Annotated in this window: 25 protein-coding genes; 11 read left to right on the forward strand and 14 right to left on the reverse strand. The window is 61.7% G+C overall.

All coding sequences use genetic code 11. The annotated features are described in order from the left end of the window. The first annotated feature begins 92 nt into the window (after positions 1-92). Complete coding sequence (locus AC0L2Y_RS10640; protein ID WP_473556076.1) at positions 93-1214, forward strand: carbohydrate ABC transporter permease; 1122 nt, start codon at positions 93-95, stop codon at positions 1212-1214. Positions 1215-1240: 26 nt separating this feature from the next. Next, positions 1241-2158 (forward strand): carbohydrate ABC transporter permease, encoded by a 918-nt coding sequence (locus AC0L2Y_RS10645; protein WP_352491907.1) that lies wholly within the window; start codon positions 1241-1243, stop codon positions 2156-2158. Positions 2159-2207: 49 nt separating this feature from the next. Here AC0L2Y_RS10645 and AC0L2Y_RS10650 read toward each other — a convergent pair whose 3' ends face one another. After that, the gene (locus AC0L2Y_RS10650) at positions 2208-2951 is read right to left on the reverse strand and encodes a creatininase family protein (RefSeq protein WP_473555922.1); all 744 of its coding nucleotides are present in this window, start codon (positions 2949-2951) and stop codon (positions 2208-2210) included. Between the two features lie 5 nt (positions 2952-2956). Continuing rightward, entirely contained in the window at positions 2957-3523 is a 567-nt protein-coding gene (gene hxlB, locus AC0L2Y_RS10655) for a 6-phospho-3-hexuloisomerase (RefSeq protein WP_473555923.1), read from the reverse strand. Positions 3524-3707: 184 nt separating this feature from the next. Between hxlB and AC0L2Y_RS10660 the strand changes: the two genes are divergently transcribed. Beyond that, positions 3708-4730 carry an aldo/keto reductase gene (locus tag AC0L2Y_RS10660; RefSeq protein ID WP_473555926.1) on the forward strand — a complete coding sequence of 341 codons (1023 nt, stop codon included), beginning with the start codon at positions 3708-3710 and terminating at the stop codon, positions 4728-4730. A gap of 74 nt (positions 4731-4804) precedes the next feature. Here the strand turns inward: AC0L2Y_RS10660 and AC0L2Y_RS10665 are convergent, their stop codons facing one another. The 4 genes from AC0L2Y_RS10665 to AC0L2Y_RS10680 form a co-directional block, all read right to left on the reverse strand. Next, the gene (locus tag AC0L2Y_RS10665) at positions 4805-5077 is read right to left on the reverse strand and encodes an HU family DNA-binding protein (protein WP_006201846.1); all 273 of its coding nucleotides are present in this window, start codon (positions 5075-5077) and stop codon (positions 4805-4807) included. Between the two features lie 196 nt (positions 5078-5273). Beyond that, positions 5274-7685: an endopeptidase La gene (lon, locus tag AC0L2Y_RS10670; protein ID WP_352491903.1), complete on the reverse strand. Its 2412-nt coding sequence runs from the start codon at positions 7683-7685 to the stop codon at positions 5274-5276. Positions 7686-7965: 280 nt separating this feature from the next. Next, positions 7966-9240 (reverse strand): ATP-dependent Clp protease ATP-binding subunit ClpX, encoded by a 1275-nt coding sequence (gene clpX, locus AC0L2Y_RS10675; protein WP_006332719.1) that lies wholly within the window; start codon positions 9238-9240, stop codon positions 7966-7968. Positions 9241-9544: 304 nt separating this feature from the next. Then, complete coding sequence (locus AC0L2Y_RS10680) at positions 9545-10174, reverse strand: ATP-dependent Clp protease proteolytic subunit (protein ID WP_023674655.1); 630 nt, start codon at positions 10172-10174, stop codon at positions 9545-9547. A gap of 346 nt (positions 10175-10520) precedes the next feature. Here AC0L2Y_RS10680 and AC0L2Y_RS10685 point away from each other — a divergent pair, with 346 nt between their 5' ends. Then, positions 10521-11111: a hypothetical protein gene (locus AC0L2Y_RS10685; RefSeq protein WP_473555928.1), complete on the forward strand. Its 591-nt coding sequence runs from the start codon at positions 10521-10523 to the stop codon at positions 11109-11111. Positions 11112-11115: 4 nt separating this feature from the next. On the opposite strand, the gene AC0L2Y_RS10690 is transcribed toward AC0L2Y_RS10685, so the two are convergent. Beyond that, positions 11116-12219: an NAD(P)/FAD-dependent oxidoreductase gene (locus AC0L2Y_RS10690; RefSeq protein WP_473555930.1), complete on the reverse strand. Its 1104-nt coding sequence runs from the start codon at positions 12217-12219 to the stop codon at positions 11116-11118. A 96-nt stretch (positions 12220-12315) separates the two neighbouring features. On the opposite strand from AC0L2Y_RS10690, the gene AC0L2Y_RS10695 reads away from it, so the two are divergent. Then, positions 12316-13563: a cytochrome P450 gene (locus AC0L2Y_RS10695; protein ID WP_473555932.1), complete on the forward strand. Its 1248-nt coding sequence runs from the start codon at positions 12316-12318 to the stop codon at positions 13561-13563. 34 nt (positions 13564-13597) lie between these two features. On the opposite strand, the gene AC0L2Y_RS10700 is transcribed toward AC0L2Y_RS10695, so the two are convergent. The 6 genes from AC0L2Y_RS10700 to AC0L2Y_RS10725 form a co-directional block, all read right to left on the reverse strand. Continuing rightward, positions 13598-13948, reverse strand: coding sequence for a cupin domain-containing protein (locus AC0L2Y_RS10700; RefSeq protein ID WP_473555933.1), 351 nt, complete (start codon positions 13946-13948; stop codon positions 13598-13600). Positions 13949-13953: 5 nt separating this feature from the next. Next, positions 13954-15234, reverse strand: a complete 1281-nt coding sequence (locus tag AC0L2Y_RS10705) for an O-acetylhomoserine aminocarboxypropyltransferase (protein WP_352491898.1) — start codon at positions 15232-15234, stop codon at positions 13954-13956. Between the two features lie 165 nt (positions 15235-15399). After that, positions 15400-15921, reverse strand: coding sequence for a CoA-binding protein (locus AC0L2Y_RS10710; protein WP_473555934.1), 522 nt, complete (start codon positions 15919-15921; stop codon positions 15400-15402). Continuing rightward, the gene (locus AC0L2Y_RS10715; RefSeq protein WP_473556079.1) at positions 15918-16694 is read right to left on the reverse strand and encodes an AAA family ATPase; all 777 of its coding nucleotides are present in this window, start codon (positions 16692-16694) and stop codon (positions 15918-15920) included. Before AC0L2Y_RS10715 ends, AC0L2Y_RS10710 begins: the two co-directional genes overlap by 4 nt. Positions 16695-16706: 12 nt before the next feature. After that, entirely contained in the window at positions 16707-17129 is a 423-nt protein-coding gene (locus tag AC0L2Y_RS10720) for a VOC family protein (RefSeq protein ID WP_473555937.1), read from the reverse strand. Positions 17130-17138: 9 nt separating this feature from the next. Further along, entirely contained in the window at positions 17139-17960 is an 822-nt protein-coding gene (locus AC0L2Y_RS10725; RefSeq protein WP_473555938.1) for an enoyl-CoA hydratase, read from the reverse strand. A 150-nt stretch (positions 17961-18110) separates the two neighbouring features. On the opposite strand from AC0L2Y_RS10725, the gene AC0L2Y_RS10730 reads away from it, so the two are divergent. From AC0L2Y_RS10730 to AC0L2Y_RS10755, 6 genes are all read left to right on the forward strand, one after another. Next, a complete protein-coding gene (locus tag AC0L2Y_RS10730; RefSeq protein WP_473555940.1) occupies positions 18111-18566 on the forward strand; it encodes a PaaI family thioesterase in 456 nt (151 codons plus the stop codon). A gap of 54 nt (positions 18567-18620) precedes the next feature. Beyond that, positions 18621-18806 carry a type II toxin-antitoxin system HicA family toxin gene (locus tag AC0L2Y_RS10735; protein ID WP_352491894.1) on the forward strand — a complete coding sequence of 62 codons (186 nt, stop codon included), beginning with the start codon at positions 18621-18623 and terminating at the stop codon, positions 18804-18806. A gap of 27 nt (positions 18807-18833) precedes the next feature. Continuing rightward, positions 18834-19232: a type II toxin-antitoxin system HicB family antitoxin gene (locus AC0L2Y_RS10740; protein WP_473556081.1), complete on the forward strand. Its 399-nt coding sequence runs from the start codon at positions 18834-18836 to the stop codon at positions 19230-19232. Between the two features lie 254 nt (positions 19233-19486). Then, positions 19487-19951, forward strand: a complete 465-nt coding sequence (rplM, locus tag AC0L2Y_RS10745) for a 50S ribosomal protein L13 (protein ID WP_023674645.1) — start codon at positions 19487-19489, stop codon at positions 19949-19951. Between the two features lies 1 nt (position 19952). Beyond that, positions 19953-20435 carry a 30S ribosomal protein S9 gene (rpsI, locus tag AC0L2Y_RS10750; protein WP_023717316.1) on the forward strand — a complete coding sequence of 161 codons (483 nt, stop codon included), beginning with the start codon at positions 19953-19955 and terminating at the stop codon, positions 20433-20435. A gap of 219 nt (positions 20436-20654) precedes the next feature. Then, positions 20655-21185, forward strand: a complete 531-nt coding sequence (locus AC0L2Y_RS10755) for a hypothetical protein (RefSeq protein WP_352491892.1) — start codon at positions 20655-20657, stop codon at positions 21183-21185. An 87-nt stretch (positions 21186-21272) separates the two neighbouring features. Here AC0L2Y_RS10755 and AC0L2Y_RS10760 read toward each other — a convergent pair whose 3' ends face one another. After that, positions 21273-22181, reverse strand: a complete 909-nt coding sequence (locus tag AC0L2Y_RS10760; protein ID WP_473555943.1) for a LysR family transcriptional regulator — start codon at positions 22179-22181, stop codon at positions 21273-21275. Between the last annotated feature and the right edge of the window lie 31 nt (positions 22182-22212).

Consider the following 22212-nt stretch of genomic DNA (forward strand, 5'->3'; position numbering starts at 1 on the left):
CGCCGGACCTCCCCTTGACCGACTTGGCCTCGACCGGCTCGGCCGGTCATCGAGCCTCCTGTGAACAGGCAAGACGCGTGGCTGACCGGACCCTGGCTGACCAGACTTTGTCGACAAGTGAATGGCCGGCAGGCGCCGTGCCATCCGACCTGATACCGCGGAGCCGCAAACGGCTTGGCTGGGGGCTGATGGCTGCTGCGACGCTCGGCCTTCTGGCGGTGATTACGCTGCAGATCCTCTACAAGAGCGAGGTCGACGCTATCGGCTTCGACACCTGGCGGCCCGTGGTCTACGCCTACGTGCTGTGGGGTGTCGCGCTCGGCATCGGCCAGGTACTGACGCGCGGCGAGGACGGCCAGCGCGCGCTGTTCCTGCTGCCGGCGCTGCTGTTCACCATTGCCATGGTGATCTTCCCGACGCTGTTCGGCTTCTACATCGCGCTGACCGACTGGAACCTCAGTTCCTTCAGCGGACGGCAGTTCAACGGCCTCGACAATTTCTGGCAGATGCTGAACGACGCCTATTATCGCAACGCGCTGTTCAACATGGTGCTCTACGTGCTGGCGGTGTTCGTCGAATATGTCATCGCCTTCGGCCTGGCGCTGCTGCTCAACGCGCAGATTAGGGCACGAAAATTCTTCCGCGTCGTATTTCTCATGCCCCTGATGCTGTCGCCCGTCGCGGTTTCGTGGATGATCGGCAAGTCGCTGATGGAGTACCGCTTCGGGCCCGCCGCGACGCTGGCGCGGCATCTCGGCTGGGAAAACCCGGCCTTCTTCTCCAACCCGATCACCGCCCGCATCTCGATCATGGTGCTCGATGCCTGGACCTTCATCCCGTTCATGATGATCATGCTGCTGGCCGGGCTGCAGGCGATGTCGCGCGAGGTGCTCGAAGCCGCGCGGGTCGACGGCGCCAACGCCTGGCAGACCTTCTGGCAGGTCACTTTCCCGCTGATGCTGCCGGTGTCGGTGACGGCGGTGATCCTGCGCATCATCTTCAAGCTGAAGCTTGCCGACATCATCATCACGGTGACGTCCGGCGGTCCGGGCGGTGCGACAGATTCCGTGTCGAGCTTCATCTATCGCGAGTATCGCGACCGCTCGAATGTCGGCTACGGCACTATGCTGGCGATGGCCTATCTGGTCATCATCATTGTGTTCGTCACGTGGCTGTTGAAATTTGCCAATCGCTTCGTGCGCAATGTCAATTGAAGCAAGATCGGGTGAATTGAAACAAGATGAGCGTCCAGACCACCGAATATGTCGCCTCGGAGATCCGCTCGCCGGCGAGCTTCGTCGCCAGTCGCGTCTTCATCTACGGCGCGCTCGCCTTCTGGGCGTTCATCTGCCTGTTCCCGATCTATTGGACGATAACCACCTCGTTCAAGACCGCGGTCGACGTCACTCAAGGTCATTTGATCCCGTTCGTCGATTTCCAGCCGGATTGGAAAGGCTGGCGCTCGCTCGGCCTTTCACCGGACTCGATCTTCCAGACCTCGACCGTGCGCGAGGAATTCCTCAAGCGCTTCATGAATTCGGTGATCACCTCGGTCGGCGCATCGAGCCTCGCCATCATCATCGGCAGCCTCGCCGCCTACGGACTTACCCGCTATCGCTACCATTTCGCCTGGTTCAAGAACGAGGACATCTCGTTCTTCTTCCTGTCGCAGCTGATCCTGCCGCCGGTCGTGTTGGCGCTGCCCTTTCTCGTGCTTTACCGGGAAGTCGGCATGCTCGACACGCGCGTCGGGCTGATCCTGCTCTATACGCTGATGGTGCTGCCGATCGTCATCTGGATCATGCGCGACCAGTTCAATTCCATTCCCGTCGAGCTTGAGGAAGCAGCCCTCGTCGACGGCCTGTCGATCTGGGGCGCGTTCTTGCGCATCGTCATGCCGATCGCGCTGCCGGGCATGGTCGCCGCCTTCATCCTGGCGATGGTGCTGTGCTGGAACGAGTATTTCTTCGCCGCGCTTTTGACCTCGACCGACGCCAAGACCATTCCTGTCATGGTGGCGAGCCAGACCGGCTCGCAAGGCATCAACTGGTGGTCGATGGCAGCGCTTGCCACCGCCGCCATCACACCGCTCGCCGTCATCGGCATCGCGCTCGAGCGTTACCTGATCATGGGCATGACCGCGGGCGCGGTGAAGTAATTGCGCCAGCCTTCCCTTCTCCACAACAAGGGGAGAAGGGGAAAGCGCGCTAACCCGAAAGTGTTGCCCGCAAATGCTCGAGGATCATGGCAACCCCTTTTTGCCCCAGTTCCGCCGAGGCTTCGGAGGCGCTTGCCGTGTACCAGCCGGTGTTGTCGGCGAAGCGATCGGCATCGACCGCTTCCGGGCACAGCGCCAGCATCAGTGACGTCTCGCCGGTGCCGGCATGATCGAACGGATACTGGCTGTGCATTGAGGCCGGCATCAGCGGATGCACCTGCACCCAGTTGAAGAAATTGCTGCCCTCGGCGTGGGCGGCATAATAGTCGGCCATCGCCGCAGAGCCCCACCAGCCTTCGCCGCGGTCTTTCTCCAGGAAGCGGAAGATCGCCTGCCGGCCGGCGGCCTTGAAGGCGAGATCGGTTGGCATGCCGGCGGCAAAATTTTCGGTCTGGTGGTGAATGATGGCGTGGATGTTGCGGAAGCCGATGCGCAGCAGGCTATAGAACAGTTCTTCCGCAAATGGCGCCAGCACATTGCCGCCGACCTGCACCGAGCCGCTGCCCTCCGGTGCTGCAACCGCATAGCTCGCCGCGCCGTAATAGAAGGGCGGCAGAATGACGATCTCGGCTTCTTTTTCGAACAGTTCCAGGCTCTTGACCACCGCCAGCGTGTCCATTCCGACGGCCATGTGCTCGCCATGATATTCGAGCACACCGAGCGGCAACACGACCGGCCGGTTCTCGGCGATCGCCTTGCGGATCTGGTGCGGCAGCATCAATTCGTAGCGCATGACACCTACTCCATATTGGTGTGGCGGGCGCGCATCGCTTCCGGCGAGACGCCGGTCAGATCCCTGAGCTTCAGCACCATCACTTCGAAGAGGACGAACAGCGCGCCTTCGAAAACCGAGCCCATCGGCAGCACGGATGTCTTTTCCAGGCCCTGGTCGTCGGCCATGGTCTGAGCCGGGATAAGCAGTGTGAAGTCGGCCAGCTTCGCGGCAGTGCTGTCGGCTTGCGCGGTGAGCAGCAGGACGGTGGCACCGGCATCGCGTGCGACCCGCATCAAAGTCAGCACGGTCGAGGTCTCGCCCGGGCCGGAACTGCAGAGGAAGACATCGCCCGCGCCCAGCGGCGGCGTGGTCATGTCGCCGACGACGGACACCGGCAGACCGAGATGGTAGAGCCGCATGGCAAAACCCTGGACCTGCAGCGCCTCGCGGCCGCAGCCATAGGTGACGATCTTTTTCGCACCGGCCAGGATGGCACAAGCGGCGTCGATGCGGCTTTCGTCGATACGCTCCAGCACGGTGCCAAGCTCGTTCAGCGCAATCCCAAACAGATTTTCGCCGGCGTCCGTCATGACATTTGCACCAGCTTGCAGGTGCCGGAGAACCACTTGAATATCTCAGTCACATCTGCCCCGAACAGCTTGTTTTCATTCATGCTATCACCGCGAAAATCGGTGTCCAACGACACGCAGTGCTTTTGATGCGCCACAGCCGTGATAGTGTCACGGCAAATCGCAAATGAGGAAACGACAGCATATGAAGACACGGCATTTCGACCGCATCGGCAATGGCGGCATCAACTTCACCGAGCTCGGCTTCGGCACCGCGCCGCTCGGCAATCTCTACCGCGCCGTCTCCGACGAGGATGCCAATGCCACGCTGGAGACGGCATGGCGGGTCGGCTGCCGCTACTTCGACACCGCGCCGCTTTATGGGCTGGGCCTTGCCGAAACGCGGCTCAATCCGTTCCTGCGTTCGAAGAAGCGCGACGACTACGTGCTGTCCAGCAAAGTCGGGCGCATCATGCGCGCCTGCCCGCCGGAACAGCGCACCGGCATCGGCAAATTCTTCGACACCCCATTGCGCCGCGAGGTCTACGATTACAGCTATGACGGCGTCATGCGCTCCTTCGAAGCCTCGCTGGAACGGCTCGGCGTCGACCGCATCGACATCCTCTTCGTGCACGATGTCGACATCTTCACCCATGGCAGCAAGGAAGCCTCGGACCAGCGGATCCAGGAATTCATGAGCTCCGGCTACTACGGATTGCTGGCGTTGCGCGACCAGGGCGTGATCAAGGCATTCGGCGGCGGCATCAACGAGTGGCAGGTTGCCCAGACGCTGGTCGAGCGCGGCGATTTCGATCTGTTCCTGCTTGCCGGGCGTTACACGCTGCTGGAGCAGGAAGCGCTGCAGTCTTTCCTGCCGCTATGCCAGCAACGCGGCATCGGCATCGTTCTCGGCGGGCCTTACAATTCCGGCATCCTGGCAACCGGGCCGAAGCCCGGCGCCTACTACAACTATTCAGAGGCGCCGCAGGACATCATCGACCACGTCACCCGCATCGAGGCCGTCTGCAAGCGCCACGGCGTGCGCCTGATCGAGGCGGCGCTGCAGTTCCCGCTGCTGCATCGTTCCGTTGTCTCGGTAATCCCCGGCGGCCAGCGGCCGGGCGAAGTCGAAAGCAATCGCTCGCTGCTCGACGCGAAGCTGCCATCGGCGCTGTGGGCCGATCTCAAGAAAGAAGGCTTGATGCGCACTGACGCGCCGACGGCATAGCGCCGCTTTTTCCAACAGAAAAGAAAAACCGGATATGCCGGCTTTTCTTTTCTCTGAAAGACTTAAGGAGGCGCTTAGTTGACCGCGTCCTTGAGGCCCTTGCCGGCCGAGAACTTCGGCACGGTGCGCGCCGGGATCTTCACTTCCGCACCGGTCTGCGGATTGCGGCCGGTCGACGCGGCGCGTTTTGACACGGTGAAATTTCCGAAGCCGACAAGCCGGACATCGCCGCCCTTTTTCAGTTCGCCGGTGATGACGGAAAACACCGCATCAACCGCCGACTGCGCGTCACCCTTCGAAATACTCGCGGCATCGGCGACAGCGGATACCAGTTCGTTCTTGTTCATAAAAATTCCCTTCCATGAGAAAACCGGAATACTCGACTCATCCGGCAGGAAACGGACTTTAGAAAGAAGCGCTCCGGCAACCAAGTCGAAAAGCGCCAAGAAAGTCGAAAAAAGCCCGGAAATCCGCGGTTCTTCACATGAAAAAGCCGGGCTCAAGGCCCGGCTCTCTCTTTGTGCATTGCAACTTTAGCACGCGCTAATGCGCCAGCGATTTACCAGCCTCGTCTCCGACATCGACCACGGCCGGCGCATTAACGGGTTCGACCCACTGGATCGGTTCCGGCATGCGCACCAGCGCATGGCGCAACACTTCGCCAACGCGTGAGACCGGAATGATTTCCATGCCGCTCTTCACGTTTTCCGGAATCTCCGCCAGATCCTTGGCGTTCTCTTCCGGGATCAGCACCTTCTTGATGCCGCCGCGCAGCGCGGCAAGCAGCTTTTCCTTAAGGCCGCCGATCGGCAGCACCCTGCCGCGCAGCGTGATCTCGCCGGTCATCGCCACATCGGCCCTGACCGGGATACCGGTCAGCACAGAGACGATCGCCGTCGCCATCGCCACGCCAGCCGACGGTCCGTCCTTCGGGGTTGCGCCCTCTGGTACGTGGACGTGGATATCGCGCTTGTCGAACAGCGGCGGCTCGACACCGAAATCGATGGCCCGCGAGCGGACGTAAGAGGCCGCCGCAGAGATCGATTCCTTCATCACGTCGCGCAGATTGCCGGTCACCGTCATGCGGCCCTTGCCGGGCATCATGACGCCTTCCACCGTCAACAGCTCGCCGCCGACTTCCGTCCAGGCGAGCCCGGTGACCACGCCGACCTGATCGTCGCTCTCGACCTGGCCGAAGCGGAAGCGCGGAACACCAAGGTAATCGGCAAGATTGTCCGCCGTGATGTTGATCGTCTTCTTCTTCGTCTTCAGGATCTCGGTCACCGCCTTGCGCCCGAGCTTCATCAGCTCGCGTTCCAGGCTCCTGACGCCCGCTTCACGGGTGTAGGTCTGGATGATGCCGCGGATCGCGTCCTCGCCGACGGAGAACTCCTTCGGCTGCAACGCGTGGTCGCGGATCACCTTGGGCATCAGGTGACGCTTGGCGATCTCGATCTTCTCGTCCTCGGTGTAGCCGGCGATACGGATGATCTCCATGCGGTCCATCAAGGGCGCAGGAATGTTCAGCGTGTTCGCCGTCGTCACGAACATCACGCTCGACAGGTCGTATTCGACCTCGAGGTAATGGTCCATGAACGTCGAGTTCTGCTCGGGATCGAGCACCTCGAGCAAAGCCGATGACGGATCGCCGCGGAAATCCTGGCCCATCTTGTCGATCTCGTCGAGCAGGAAGAGCGGGTTGGATTTCTTCGCCTTCTTCATCGACTGGATGACCTTGCCGGGCATCGAGCCGATATAGGTGCGGCGGTGGCCACGTATCTCGGCCTCGTCGCGCACGCCCCCCAGCGCCATGCGGATGAACTCGCGGCCGGTCGCCTTAGCGATCGACTTGCCGAGCGAGGTCTTGCCGACGCCGGGAGGTCCGACGAGGCACAGGATCGGCCCCTTCAGCTTCTTCTGGCGGCTCTGCACGGCGAGGTATTCGACAATGCGGTCCTTGACCTTGTCGAGGCCGAAATGATCCGTATCGAGCACGTTCTGGGCAAAGGCCAGATCCTGCTTGACCTTGGAGTTCCTGCCCCACGGGATCGACAGCAGCCAGTCGAGATAGTTGCGCACGACGGTCGATTCAGCCGACATCGGCGACATCGTCCGCAGCTTCTTCAGTTCGGCTTCCGCCTTTTCGCGGGCCTCCTTGGAGAGCTTGGTTTTCTTGATGCGCGCCTCGATCTCGGCGGCCTCGTCGCGGCCGTCCTCGCCTTCGCCGAGCTCCTTCTGGATCGCCTTCATCTGCTCGTTGAGGTAGTATTCGCGCTGCGTCTTCTCCATCTGGCGCTTGACGCGCGAGCGGATGCGCTTCTCGACCTGCAGCACCGAGATTTCGGCTTCCATGAAGCCCATCGCCTTTTCCAGCCGTTCCTTGACGGACAGCGTGGCGAGCATCTCCTGCTTCTCGGGGATCTTGATGGCAAGATGCGAAGCGACCGTGTCGGCGAGCTTGGAATAGTCGTCGATCTGGCTGGCGGCACCCACCACTTCGGGCGAGATCTTCTTGTTCAGCTTGACGTAGTTCTCGAAGTCGGTGACCACGGAACGTGCCAGCGCCTCGACCTCGACCTCTTCCTCATCCGGTTCGACCAGCGCCGCAGCACGGGCTTCATGGAAATCGGGACGGTCGGTGAACGCGACGATTTTCGCGCGCGATGCACCTTCGACCAGCACCTTCACGGTGCCGTCCGGCAGTTTCAGCAATTGCAGCACGTTGGCGAGCGTGCCGATGTCAAAGATGGCATCGGGCTCCGGATCGTCGTCGGCGGCATTCATCTGGGTCGCGAGCAGGATCTGCTTTTCCTGACCCATCACTTCTTCCAGCGCCTTGATCGATTTCTCACGCCCGACAAAGAGCGGAACGATCATGTGCGGGAACACCACGATGTCGCGCAGTGGGAGGACTGCGAAGACGCCGTCGCTGGGAGCCTTGGATAATTTGGCCATTGTCCAACCTTTCATGTCGCGGCCGCCAATCGGCCAACCGCGAATCTCATATTAACGACCGGGGATCGTTCCGCCTACCACCGTTTGTGACGGGAGTTTTACAGCACAGAATTCGGCACCACGGCCTTCTGCCATTAGTTGGAGGCACAGGGGGTAAAGATCAAGGGTCAACACGGTCCGTCCCTCCAATCCGCGGCCATTACGCGGCGCCGTAGGCTGTGTGCGACAGCAAAACGGCGCCCTGCGGCGCCGTTTCAGAAAAATCCATTGCCGGCTCACGTCAGGCGCTGACGTTGCCCTTCTTTTCCTTCTGCTCGGAATAGATGTAGAGCGGCCTGGCGTTGCCTGACACCACCTCTTCCGAAATAACCACTTCGCGCACGCCTTCCAGCGCCGGCAGCTCGAACATGGTGTCGAGCAGGATCGCTTCCATGATCGACCGCAGGCCACGAGCGCCGGTCTTGCGCTCGATGGCGCGCTTGGCGATCGCCGACAGCGCGTTCTCGTGGAAGGTCAGGTCGACATTCTCCATCTCGAACAGCCGCTGATACTGCTTGACCAGAGCGTTCTTCGGCTCGGTCAGGATCTGGATCAGTGCCGGCTCGTCGAGATCCTCCAGCGTCGCCAGGACAGGCAGACGACCGACGAACTCGGGAATGAGGCCGAACTTCAAGAGATCCTCAGGCTCGACCAGGCGGAAAACATCGCCGGTGCGGCGATCCTCGGGCGAAGCGACGATGGCGCCGAAACCGATCGAGGTTTTCCTGCCGCGATCCGAGATGATCTTGTCCAGGCCGGCAAAAGCGCCGCCGCAGATAAACAGGATGTTGGCGGTGTCGACCTGCAGGAATTCCTGCTGCGGATGCTTCCTGCCGCCCTGCGGCGGCACGGAGGCGACAGTGCCTTCCATGATCTTCAAAAGTGCCTGCTGCACGCCCTCGCCCGACACGTCGCGGGTGATCGAGGGATTGTCCGACTTGCGCGAGATCTTGTCGATCTCGTCGATATAGACGATGCCGCGCTGGGCGCGCTCGACGTTGTAGTCGGCCGACTGCAACAGCTTCAGGATGATGTTCTCGACGTCCTCGCCGACATAGCCGGCCTCGGTCAACGTCGTCGCATCGGCCATGGTGAAGGGGACGTCGATGATGCGGGCCAGCGTCTGCGCCAGCAGCGTCTTGCCGCAACCGGTCGGGCCGATCAGCAGGATGTTGGACTTCGCCAGCTCGACGTCGTTGTTCTTGCCGGCATGGGCGAGGCGCTTGTAGTGGTTGTGGACGGCCACCGACAGCACGCGCTTGGCGTAGGGCTGGCCGATGACGTAGTCGTCGAGAACCTTGAGGATTTCCTGCGGGGTCGGCACGCCCTCGCGCGACTTCACCATCGAGGTCTTGTTCTCCTCGCGGATGATGTCCATGCACAGTTCGACGCATTCGTCGCAGATGAACACCGTCGGCCCGGCGATCAGCTTGCGCACTTCGTGCTGGCTTTTGCCGCAAAACGAGCAATAAAGCGTGTTCTTGGAATCACCGCTGTTGTTGCCGACCTTGCTCATTTTCCTGTCCTTTCATGGCCGCCCGCCGATGGTCTGGTTGAAAGGGCGCATATTCAATCTATCGCGGGAATCCGCTGCCGCCAGTGCCCCGGCTCCCGCAACGCATTCCGTACGAAACACAAATCGGAAAACGGGGCAATGATTCGAACAACCCCACGCAAAGCTAAGCCGTCGAAAATCAACATAGCCTTAACGTAGGCAATTGCACCCGTCGAGGGAACAGCCAATTGTGGCCGAAATGCCGCAAGCTGCGCCAAAAGCGCGTGATCCCGCCACTCATTGCCACCGCGGGGCCACCGCGGACCTATAAGGCAATACCTTCGACCGGCTCACGTGACGAAATGACCTTGTCGATGAGACCGAAATCCCTGGCCTCGTCGGCAGTCATGAAATGGTCACGGTCGAGCGTTTTTTCAATCTCATCGTAGCTCTTGCCGGTGTGCTTGACGTAAACCTCGTTGAGGCGGCGCTTCAGCTTGATGATGTCCTGGGCATGGCGCTCGATGTCGGAGGCCTGGCCCTGGAAGCCGCCGGAAGGCTGGTGGACCATGATGCGGGCGTTCGGCGTGGCAAAGCGCATGTCCTTGTGGCCGGCAGTCAGGAGCAGCGAACCCATCGATGCGGCCTGGCCGATGCACAGCGTCGACACGGCAGGCTTGATGAACTGCATGGTGTCGTAGATCGCCATGCCGGAGGTGACGACGCCGCCGGGTGAGTTGATATAGAGGTTGATTTCCTTCTTCGGATTCTCCGCCTCGAGGAACAGCAGTTGCGCGCAGACCAGCGTCGCCATGCCGTCCTCGACCGGGCCGGTGATGAAAATGATACGCTCCTTGAGGAGCCGCGAGAAAATGTCGTAGGCCCGCTCGCCGCGATTGGTCTGTTCGACCACCATCGGAACGAGGTTCATGTAGGTTTCGACGGGGTTCTTCATGGACTATCCCTTTTTGAGGATGGGATTCCGGCGCCGGAGATTTGCAATCGGGCAGAATCGGTTCTGGATCGTTATTGTGTAAATAGGATGCCGGCTCACCCTAGCGCAAGGCCGCCTCTCCTAGCCATCCGGTTAAGTCGAATCAAGGTTTCCAAAGCAAGTTTCGCCCGTCGCCGTGCCGGCAGCCCTATCCTGCCGTGGGACGGGGCGCTCATGCTGGTCGTTATTTAGCAGTTTCTTAACCACATCGCTTAACGAAAAGTGGTGAAACCGCTTTTTCCGGCCACGGCTTACCCTACAATTCAACGTTGAACTCGCTTCACGCAGTTCAAACAGGGGGAGTGCGATGATCAGGAAAGCTGCTTCCTTGGCCCTTACCGGCATCACCGTTCTCGGCACGGCGTCCGAAACGGCTGCCGGCGGACGCGCGGTCGAATGCTACGAGGAGGTCAACAGGCCGGCCGTCTACGACACGGTCTACGAGGACGTGCTCGTCAGCCCAGCCGGCCAGCAGGTGGAATACGAGGCGCCAATCTACGGGACGCGTGAGCGCGTGGTGCAAATCGCGCCGGCGCGCGTCAGCTACGAGATCGTGCCCGCCATTACCCGCACGATCTACCGCTCCGTGAGGGTCGATGACGGCGGCTATTCCTGGGAATGGCGCATCATTCATGGCCGCAAGGTGCTGTGCAAGGTCAGGCACAAGGCGCGCTATGAACGCGTGGCTGAAATCGTCGTGGTTGAGCCGGAACGCCGGCGGCGCGTTGTCCTCCCCGCCGAATACGAGAGCGTCGCCGAAGAGGTGCTGGTGCGGCCGGAGCAGCGACGCATCATCGACATTCCGGCGTCCTATCAGACAGTGGCTCGCCGCGTGGTGGTCAGGGAGGGCTCATCGAGCTGGCGGCGCGTGCATATTCCGAGGCATTGCCGATACTAGGCGCTCAGGCCGCCTCGGCCCTGAGCCATTTCTTCAGGCCGTCGACATCGCCATTGCCGACGCAGGCCGCAACCCTTTTGCCAACTGCCGCGCCGAACTTGTAGCCGTGGCCGGAGCAGGCCGAGACGACCAGGCATTTGCCTTTCCGGTGGGCCAGGAACTTCTCGTCGGCGGTGAAGGTGTAGGCGCAGGTGACCACTTCGGTGACCTTGTACTCCGCGATGCGGGCAATCGGCGGCGAAAACAGGTTGCGGATCGCCTCACCCTCGCCCGGCACCGGCTGGCGGTTCCAGTCGGCATCGCTGGTCGGCACCCTGTGCAGGCCCGAGCCGAATTTCATGCCGGCGCCGCCTGTGGGCGGGATAGCATAGCCGTCGACAGTGCCGCCGACGTCGAGCACAACGGGTGCTGCCTGCCAGGCTGCTTTCAAATCCGCCGGCGGTTCGACATAGGCGAGCGCGGTGCGCCAGGTTTTCAGTTCGCCATCCAGCTCTGGGAACAGTTTTAGCACCCAGGCGCCGGCAGCGACGACGATCCGGTCGGCCTGCATCGTTTCGCCGCTCGCAAGCACGACATGTCCGGCGTCGGCGTCGATCTCGACCACCTTGCTGTTTTCGTAGACATTGGCGCCATTCGCGCGCAGCCATCGGGCGAGGCCCGAGGCGATCTTGCGGCAATGCAACGCGCCACCGTCCGGCGAAAAATACGCATAGCGGAACGAACCGGGCTGTAGGAACGGCCAGCGTTCGACCGCGGCGTCCGGTTCGAACAATTCGAACGGATAATTTCCCGTTTCCATGCCCTCGCGGTATTCCTCCGCCTCATCTCCCGGCTCCCGCGAAATACAGATGAAGCCGCGCGGATCGAGATGGCTTTCGCCGAGATCGGCCCACATCTCGTCCCATGCTTCATAGGCTTCGGTGATCAGCCGGCCGTAGCCCGTTCCGGCCCGGTAGGCGCGGCGGATAATGCGATGATGGTCGCCCGACGCTGCAAGCGGATTAGGAATCGGTCCCTGCTCGACGATCGAGACGAGGTGACCGGCCTTGACCAGCGACCACGCCGTCGAAAGCCCGGCAATGCCCGCACCGACCACGATCACATTCATGACAACCGTCCTTCCGCAACCGCTCCGCGGCTCACCTCACGGGAGGGCCAACATACGGTCTGGCACCAGACTGGCAAGCCGCGCTAATGATCTGGCATGACCGAATTGAAGCCGCCCTACCTTGCCTTTGATCCAGCCACACGTCGCCTGCGGCTCGATCCGCACGAGCCGGCCTTTTTCCAGAATCCATACGAGGCCTATGCCTTCCTGCACGGCGCATCGAACGCCCTCTTCTGGGAAGAATTTGGTTTCTGGTGCTTTGGCGGCTTCGACGACGTCAACCGTCTGTTGCGCGATCGCCGCTTCGGCCGCCAGAACCCGACCGGCATTCCGGACAGCCGGGGCGTCGGCCAGGACCGCACGCATCTCAGCGCCTTCGACGGCGCCGAGGCCAATTCGATGCTGGAGCTGGAGCCGCCCGTCCACACACGGCTCAGAACGCTGGTCAACCGCGCCTTCGTCTCGCGCCAGGTCGAGCGGCTCAGGCCGCGCGTCGAGGCGCTGGCCAATGAATTGATCGACCGTTTCGAACCAGGAGGAGTCGACCTGCTGCCGGCGTTCGCCGCTCCCTTGCCGATCACCATCATTGCGGAAATGCTCGGCGTGCCCGTCGACATGGGGCCGCAGCTGCTCGACTGGTCGCATCGGATGGTCGCCATGTACATGCATGGCCGCACCCGCGAGACGGAAGAGACAGCCAATCGCGCCGCGCGCGACTTTTCCGATTTTCTGCGCGGCTACGTCGCCGAGCGGCGAAAGAGGCCGGGCGAGGATCTTCTGTCGCTGCTGATTGCGGCACAGGACGACGGCCAGAAACTGTCGGAGGACGAACTGGTGTCCTCGGCAATCCTTTTGCTCAATGCCGGCCATGAGGCAACTGTCCACCAGACCGGCAATGCGGTGCGCTCGATCCTTGCGCAAGGCGGCGACCCGCGCCGCTTCTCCACCTCGCCGGAAGCAACAGCCGCGACAGTCGAAGAGTGCCTGCGCTTCGACGCGCCGCTCCACATGTTCACGCGTTATGCCTATGAAGAGATCGAGGCCGGCCCCGGGGTCATCGTGCGCCCTGGCGAGACGATCGGCCTGCTGCTCGGCATGGCCAATCACGACCCGGTGGCCTTTGCCGAGCCCTTCGCCTTCAGGCCGGACCGTGCCGACCAGAAGAACGTATCGTTCGGCGCCGGCATTCATTTCTGTATCGGCGCGCCGCTCGCCCGGCTCGAATTGCAGGTGTCGCTGAAAACCCTGTTCGACCGGCTACCGCAGTTGCATCTTGCCGAACAGCCGCGCTTGCGCGACACCTATCATTTCCATGGGCTGGAGACGCTCGCCGTGCGCTTTTGAGCATTCGGTCCGGCAGGCTCAGCCGCAGGGGTGATCAAAGCTTGATCACATACTCCTTGCGAGTCGTTTCAAGCACTTCCCAGCTGCCCTTAAAGCCCGGCCTCAGCACGAAACTGTCGTCGGCCTTGACAGTGCGCGCATCGCCGCCGTCTTCGGCGATCACCGAAACCCCTGACAGGATGTGGCAGAACTCCCACTCATCATATTCGATGCGCCATTTGCCCGGCGTTGCTTCCCAGACGCCGGCAAAGAGGCGGCCGTCCTGTTCCTCGACATTCCAGGTGCGGAATTTCGGATCGCCCGAAATCAGGCGATCCGGCGCCGGCGCGCCAAGTTCCGGCTCGACTGTGTCGACGCCGACGGACAGAAATTTCGGCGTTGCCATGGCGATCAAACCTTGGCGAGGGCCTGTTCCAGATCGGCGACGATGTCGTTGACGTCCTCGATACCGACCGAAAGCCTGACCGTGTCCGGCCCTGCCCCGGCGTTGATCTTCTGCTCGTCGGAAAGCTGGCGATGCGTGGTCGATGCCGGGTGGATGACCAGCGACTTGGTGTCGCCGACATTGGCCAGGTGCGAGAACAGTTCGAGCGCTTCGACGAATTTGATGCCCGCCGCGTAGCCGCCCTTCAACCCGAAGGTGAACACCGCGCCGGCGCCGAGCGGCGAGTACTTCTTCTGCAGCGCATTGTTCTTGTCGCCGGGCAGGCCGGGATAGGACACCCAGGCGACCTTGGGATGGTTGGAGAGCCATCCGGCGACCGCCGCCGCATTGTCGCAGTGGCGCTGCATCCTGAGCGGCAAGGTTTCCAGGCCGGTCAGGATCAGGAAAGCGTTGAACGGCGAAATCGCCGCGCCGATGTCGCGCAAGCCGAGCACACGGGCGGCGATGGCAAAGGCGAAATTGCCGAAGGTTTCGTGCAGGACGAGGCCGCCATATTCGGGGCGCGGCTCCGACAGCATCGGATACTTGCCCGACTTCGACCAATCGAACGTGCCGCCGTCGACGATGGCGCCGCCGATGGAATTGCCGTGACCGCCGATGAACTTGGTCAGCGAATGCACGACGATGTCGGCGCCATGTTCGATCGGCCGCAGCAGATAGGGGGAGGCCAGCGTGTTGTCCACGATCAGCGGCAGGCCGTGCTTGCGGGCAATGTCGCCGATTTTCTCGATGTCGACGAAGACGCCGCCCGGATTGGCCAGGCTTTCGATAAAAATCGCCTTGGTCCTGTCGTCGATCTGGCTCTCGAAGGTCGAGATGTCGTTGGTGTCGGCCCAGCGCACCTGCCAACCGAAATTCTTGAAGGCGTGGCCGAACTGGTTGATCGAGCCGCCGTAAAGTTTTGTCGCCGAAACAAAATTGTCGCCGGGCTGCATCAGATTGTGGAAGACCAGCACCTGCGCAGCATGGCCGGAGGCGACCGCAAGGCCTGCCGTGCCGCCTTCGAGTGCCGCGATGCGCTCTTCCAGCACCGCCTGGGTCGGGTTCATGATGCGGGTGTAGATGTTGCCGAACGCTTTCAGCCCGAACAGCGAGGCGGCATGGTCGGCATCGTCGAAGACGAAGGAGGTCGTCTGGTAGATCGGCGTCGCTCGCGCACCGGTCGCCGGATCCGGCTTGGCGCCGGCATGGACGGCGAGCGTGTTGAAACCGGGCGTGCGGGCCATCGAAAACCTCCCTCAATGGTGAATGGTGAATGGTGAATGGTGAATGGTGAATGGTGAATGGTGAATGGCAAAGTCGGCCAGCCCCACCCTGATTGCAAGCGGCTCATATGCCGCGTGGCCCGCCTTTCAGAAAAATCCTTCTATTCACCTTTCACTATTCACTACCTACTTCTGGCGAACGCCGAAACTCTGGAACCCCGGCCGCATCAGCGGCTTCTTCGACGACAGCACGCCTGAATTGACGCCGGTCCAGCCGATCTCGCCGGACAGCTTGCCATATTCGATCTTGGGGCAACGGTTCATCACCACCTTGATGCCGGCGGCTTCGGCGCGTGCGGCCGCCTCGTCATGGCGTATGCCAAGCTGCATCCAGATGACCTTCGGCAAGGGATCGAGCCGCAACACCTCGTCGACAATGCCCGGCACGGCAGAGGAAGCGCGAAACACGTCGATCATGTCGACAGGTCGCGGAACGTCGGCGACCCTCGCATAGGTCATCTGTCCGAGGATCTCCTTGCCAGCCTGGCCGGGATTGATCGGGAACACCGAAAACCCCTTGCCGAGCAGATATTTCAGCACGAAGTAGCTCGGCCGCACGTCATTGGCCGACGCGCCGACCATGGCGATGGTCTTCACCGAATTGAGGATGCCGGCGATGTAGGCGTTGTCGTAGGCGTCGTGGTTCATGCCTCGTCCTCATACAGCGCTTCGGCGAGAAAACCATCTGGATCATTGCAAAAATTGCGCATCATGCGGAAATGGTCGGTATCGCTAAGATCGGTGGGGTCGAGCCCGGACCGGCCGATGCGGAACAGCCGCGCGCCGGGACAGGCCATCAGCAGCGGCGAATGCGTCGCCATGATCACCTGTGCCGTGCCGGACTCCTCCATCCGCCGCAGCATCTTGAGAAGCTCGATCTGCCGCGTCGGCGACAAGGCGCTTTCGGGCTCGTCCAGGATGTAAATGCCTTGCCGGCGGCAGCGCTCCTCGAAGAATCTGATGAAGCCCTCGCCATGCGACCAGGACAGGAAGTCGGGCGGCGCCTCATGTGCGTCGATGGCAGCCTGATCGAGATAGCGGGCGACCGAATAGAAGGATTCGGCGCGAAAGAACCAGCCTGCGGTGACCTTCGGCAGCCAGTGACCGCGCAACGTTGCCGCCAGCGCCGCGCCGCTCTTGTCGATGGCGCGGGAGTGGTCGACCGGCATGTAGCCCTTGCCGCCGTCGGCTTCATCGTAGCCGGCCAGCGCGCCGATCGCCTCGAGCAGCGTCGATTTGCCGGTGCCGTTCTCGCCGACGATGATGGTGATCGGCGTGGTGAATTCGAGCTCGAATTCATGGCCGTGAAAGATCGGCAGGTTCCAGGGATATTTTTCCCAATCGACGACCCGGCTGGGCTCGATCAGGATGCGTTTGAGATAGGGCGCCTTCAGCCGCGTCAGTTGCTTGCGATGAGCCAGAGGGGAACCTCGTCAGGCCGGCAGCGAAATCGATCCGTCTTCCGAGATCGGAAAGGCCGGATTGTGCGCGACTTCCCAGATATGCCCGTCCGCATCGGCGAAATAGCCGTACCAGCCACCCCAGAAAGCGCGCCCGGCCGGCTTGACGATCTTGCCGCCGGCCTTCTCTGCCATCGCCAGCACTTCGTCGACTTCGGCGTCGGAGCGGGTGTTGTAGGCAAGGTAGATCGCCGACGGCGCCTTGGAGAAGGTAACGCCCGAATCCTCTTCGGCGCTTGGGCGCGGAAACAAGCCAAGAATGGCACCGCCCATCTGGAAGAAGGCAACGCCGTCGGTGATCCCGGCATGGCGGGTCAGGCCCATCGCCTCATAGAAGCGCGTCGCGCGCTCGAGATCGTCGGTGGCGATGGTGATGATGGAGATGCGCGGTTCCATATCCGCCTCCTATTCCTCCGGCCATTCCGGCTTGCGCTTGCCGATGAAGGCGCCAATGCCTTCTTCCGCATCGCGCGCCAGCATATTCTCGACCATGACGCGCCCGGTGTAATCATAGGCCTCGGCCAGCCCCATTTCCGCCTGCTCGTAGAAGGCTTCCTTGCCGATCTTGACGACCAAGGAGGATTTGGACGCAATGGTTTGCGCGTATTTGGTGACAATCTGATTCAGATATTCGCGCGGCACGACGCGGTTGACCAAGCCGAATTCCTTGGCGGTTGCCGCATCGATCGTCTCGCCGGTCAAAAGCATCTCCATGGCGTGCTTGCGCGAGACGTTGCGCGACAGCGCCACCATCGGCGTCGAGCAGAACAGTCCGATATTGACACCAGGCGTGCAGAAGGTCGCTTCGTGCGAGGCGATTGCGAGATCGCAGCTGGCGACCAGCTGCAACCCGGCCGCCGTCGCCAAGCCGTCGACTTCAGCGATCACCGGCTTAGGATGGCGAACGATTGCCTGCATCAGTGAGGCGCAGGCGGAAAACGTCTTTTCGAAGAAGGCCCTGCCGCGATCGGCATCGGCGCGATGCGTGCTCAACTCCTTGAGGTCATGCCCGGCGCAGAACACTTTGCCGGCCGCCCCAAGAACGATGACGCGGACGGACTTGTCGGCCTTGGCGCGGTCGAGTTCCGTCGTCAGCGCCGCCATCACAGCGAGCGAAAGAGCATTGGCAGGCGGATTGGTGAGCGTCAGGCGCAGCACGCCCTTGTCCAGCCGGGCGGCGACCGGCCCTTCGGCAACGGCAGGCTTGATGGCGACGATTTCGGCCATGGGTCGTTCCTCCGCGATTCCGGATCGGTGATCGACTAATCTAGTATGCGGGTCTCGCTTCGTCCAACACTCCGCTTCTGCCATAATGAATGGCTGTTGCCAGAAACCGCAGGCTGCGCTCATACAGGCAGGCGCAAACGAGAGACTGACATGCCTGCCCAAAGCAATCTCAAACCGATGCTGACGGCTGCCGAAATCAACGCGCTGATGGCGACCGTTTTCCCGCAGCTCAACGACCAGTTCACCTTCTACGAGGCGTTGGAGGTGTTTCCAGGCGGCTGTGTCGTGCGGCTGAATGCCGACGAGCGCCATTTGCGTCCCGGCGACACTGTGTCGGGTTCGGCGCTGTTCACGCTGGCCGACATAGGTGGCTATGTCTGTGTGCTCTCGCATGCCGGGCCGGATGCGCTTTCGGTTACTACCAGTCTCAACATCAATTTTGTCCGCAAGGCCGAGGCCGGGCCGATCGACGGCCATTGCCGCATCCTGAAGCTGGGCAAGAACCTGATGGTGTTCGATATCGACATCGTCGCCGGCCCGGAGGGACACACGGTAGCGCACGCAACGGGCACCTATTCGATCCCGCCAAGGCGGATTCCGGCCTAATGCTTTCTATTGAATTTTTTTGTTGATGTGTATATATGTGCGCATAGGTGATATTTGCTTGAGCGTGACAGCCGCAAAATCGTGAAGCGTCTCAAGGATGATGGTTTCGAGCTGGTTTCCGTACGCGGCTCGCATCACAAGTTCCGAAAGGGCGAGATCGTGGTGATCGTTCCGCATCCGGAGAAGGATCTACCAACCGGTACAGCTCGCGCCATCGCCAAACAAGCGGGCTGGATATAGGTGACCTGAAGCGTCTTGGAGGCCGAGATGAAGAACTATTTCGCGTTGATCGATAAAGATCCCGACAGCGCGTTCGGCATTCGCTTTCCAGACATTCCGGGCTGCTTTTCAGCCGCGGACGAGGCGGAAGACATCGTACCGAATGCAGTCCAAGCGTTGCAGTTGTGGGCGGAGGACATGCCTGTTCCCGAACCGTCCAGCCATGAGGCGATCGTCGCGCTTGCGGATATACGCAAAGCACTTGCTGAAGGAGGCTATCTGGTGTCGGTACCACTCATCGACAATGACAGCGCCGTCGTGAGGGCGAATGTAACTTTCGAGCGCGGCGTCTTGCGGGCGATCGACGCTGCGGCGCGCGACCGAGGCATAACGCGATCTGCATTCCTCTCCAGCGCAGCTCGCAAGGAAATCGAGGCAAAGCACTGAGATTTGTCTGACACAGAGCCAAGTCGTGATGTGGTAAAATGATACCTTTAACTCAAGTATTTGTTTTTGTTTAGCTTTATCTTCTGGCAGGCATTTCACGCGCCTTGACGCGATAACCACCCTCCCCTATAAGCCCTCACGGAACAGCGGCCCGCAAAGGCCGCCGTTTTGTTATTGGCGACGGCAAGTGCCTTTGCCAATCCAAGCAACAAGAAACGCCTTCTTTTGAAGGTCCGAACCGAAAGCAACAATCCATGGCAACCTTTTCGCAGAAGCCTGCGGATGTGGTGAAGAAGTGGGTGCTGATCGACGCCGAGGGTCTCGTCGTCGGCCGTCTCGCCACTGTCATCGCCAATCATCTTCGCGGCAAGCACAAGCCCACCTTCACCCCGCACGTCGACGACGGCGACAACGTCATCGTCATCAATGCCGACAAGGTGGTGTTCACCGGCAAGAAGTTCACCGACAAGGTCTATTACTGGCACACCGGCCACCCCGGCGGCGTCAAGGAGCGCACCGCGCGCCAGCTGCTCGAGGGTCGTTTCCCCGAGCGTGTCGTGGAGAAGGCCGTCGAACGCATGATCCCGCGTGGCCCACTCGGCCGTCGCCAGATGAAGAACCTCCGCGTCTACGCAGGCACGGAACATCCGCATGTCGCCCAGCAGCCCGTCGTCCTCGACGTGGCCAAGCTGAACGCCAAGAACAAGAAGGTTTCGTAAGATGGCTGAGCTTTCCTCGCTCGCAGAACTCGGAACTGCCACCGGCAACACCAACACCCAGCCGGCAGCACCCGTCCATGTCCAGAAGCTCGACAAATCGGGCCGCGCCTATGCCACCGGCAAGCGCAAGAACGCCATCGCCCGTGTCTGGGTGAAGCCCGGCTCCGGCAAGATCGTCGTCAACGACAAGGTGTTCGCCGAATATTTCGCACGCCCGGTCCTGCAGATGATCCTCAACCAGCCGATCATCGCCGCCAACCGCGCCGGCCAGTACGACATCGTTGCCACCGTCATCGGCGGCGGCCTTTCCGGCCAGGCCGGTGCCGTGCGCCACGGCATCTCCAAGGCGCTGACCTATTACGAGCCGGCGCTGCGCGCCGTGCTCAAGAAGGGCGGCTTCCTGACCCGCGACAGCCGCGTCGTCGAGCGCAAGAAGTACGGCAAGGCGAAGGCCCGCCGGAGCTTCCAGTTCTCGAAGCGCTAAATACCCTATTTTCTATCGATTTTTCAAAGGGGCTGCGTATTCGCAGCCCCTTTTGTTTGTCGACATGGCAATCCCGCATCTTCAGGTGACCCAAAGTAATATTAGTAGTATCTTAATTACAGGTGCGTTCCAGACCCCAGGGCAGCAGCCAACTTCAAAGAGCGGGAGCTGTGCACGTTGCGACGCGCCGGCAACCTGACGCTCGCGAAGGAGGAGGCAATGCGCATCCATTCCAGCAGTGTATTTCTAGCAGCTGTCGCCGTGACTTGGGCATTCGCCGCGCCTGCGGCCGATAAAAGCGACGAGCAGCTGATCGAGAATGCGATTACAGCGGCACCGGAGGCTGTCGGCAAAAACGCCGCCGTCGTGAATTGGGAGATGAAGACGTTGAGGAAGGGCACCAACGGCTTCACTTGCATCCCGGACGACCCTGGCACTCCCGCAGACGACCCAATGTGCACGGATGAGAACGGCATGGCGTGGATGCACGCGATCATGTCCAAGAAGGAGCCGCCAGCAGGAAAGGTTGCCTTCGCCTATATGCTGAAGGGAGGCGATGCGGCCAGCAATACCGATCCCTTTGCAACCAAGCCGCCGGAAGGGGCCAAATGGCTGCATGACGGTCCGCACGTGATGGTCATGAATGCACCGGACTTGATGGCGTTGTATCCCCACGAGCCGAGTCCGACGCAGCCATATGTCATGTTCCCCGGTACGCCGTACGCGCACCTGATGATCCCGGTCAAATAGTCCAAGCAAGACCTGCCGCGAAGCATAGCGGGAGGTCACCTGAGGGAAGGGAGCCGCGCTTATTTTCGGGCGCGGCTCTCCCGGATGTCAGGGCTGGCCGGCCGATACCTTGATGAAATCGATAAACGCCCGCAGCGGCGCCGGTACGAGGCGCCGGCCAGGATAATAAAGGAACGGCCCGGAGAAGCTCTGCCACCACGGTTCAAGCACCGGTTCGAGCGCCCCGCTCTCGAAGTGAGGGCGCAGCCAATCCTCAAACAGGCTGACGATGCCTGTGCCGGCGATGGCTGCATCGACCTTGAGGTCGGTCGCCCCGCCCAGGGTCACGAGAAGCGGCCCACTTGGGTCGACCCGCACCACCTCGCCGTCGCGCTCGAACTCCCACGGCGGCATCGCACGGCTGGCAAAGCGGCCGCGCAGGCAGGCGTGGCCGAGCAGGTCGCTCGGGTGTTGCGGCCGGCCATGACGATCCAGGTAGGCAGGGCTGGCGGCTGTAGCGAAGCGCTGCACGCGCGGTCCGATCGGCACGGCGATCATGTCCTGCTCCAGCCGCTCGTCATAGCGGATGCCGGCGTCGCACCCCGCCGCCAGCACATCGACAAAGCTTTCCTCGGCGATCACCTCCAGCCGGATGCCGGGATAGGCGGCAAGGAACCGCGGGACGATGCCGGGCAGGACCAGCCGCGCCGCGCTGACCGGCACATTGAGGCGCAGCGTACCTGCCGGCCTGTCGCGAAAGCCGTTCACCACGTCGAGGGCCGATTCCACCTCGATCAAGGCAGGACCGAGCCGCGCCAGCAGGCCTTCGCCGGCTTCCGTCAGGACAACGCTGCGGGTCGTCCGGTTGAGCAGCCTGACACCGAGCTGCGTCTCCAGGCGCCGCACAGCCTCGCTCAAGCCGGACGCACTGCCGCCGCTGGCGCGTGCCGCATCCCGAAAACCTCGGGCGCGCGCTACGGCCACGAAGGCGTTAAGATCCCCGAGATCGATCTGCATTGTTCGTCATTCCGCACAGCCCGTGCGAATT

It is taken from the genome of Mesorhizobium sp. WSM4830, from assembly GCF_055811495.1.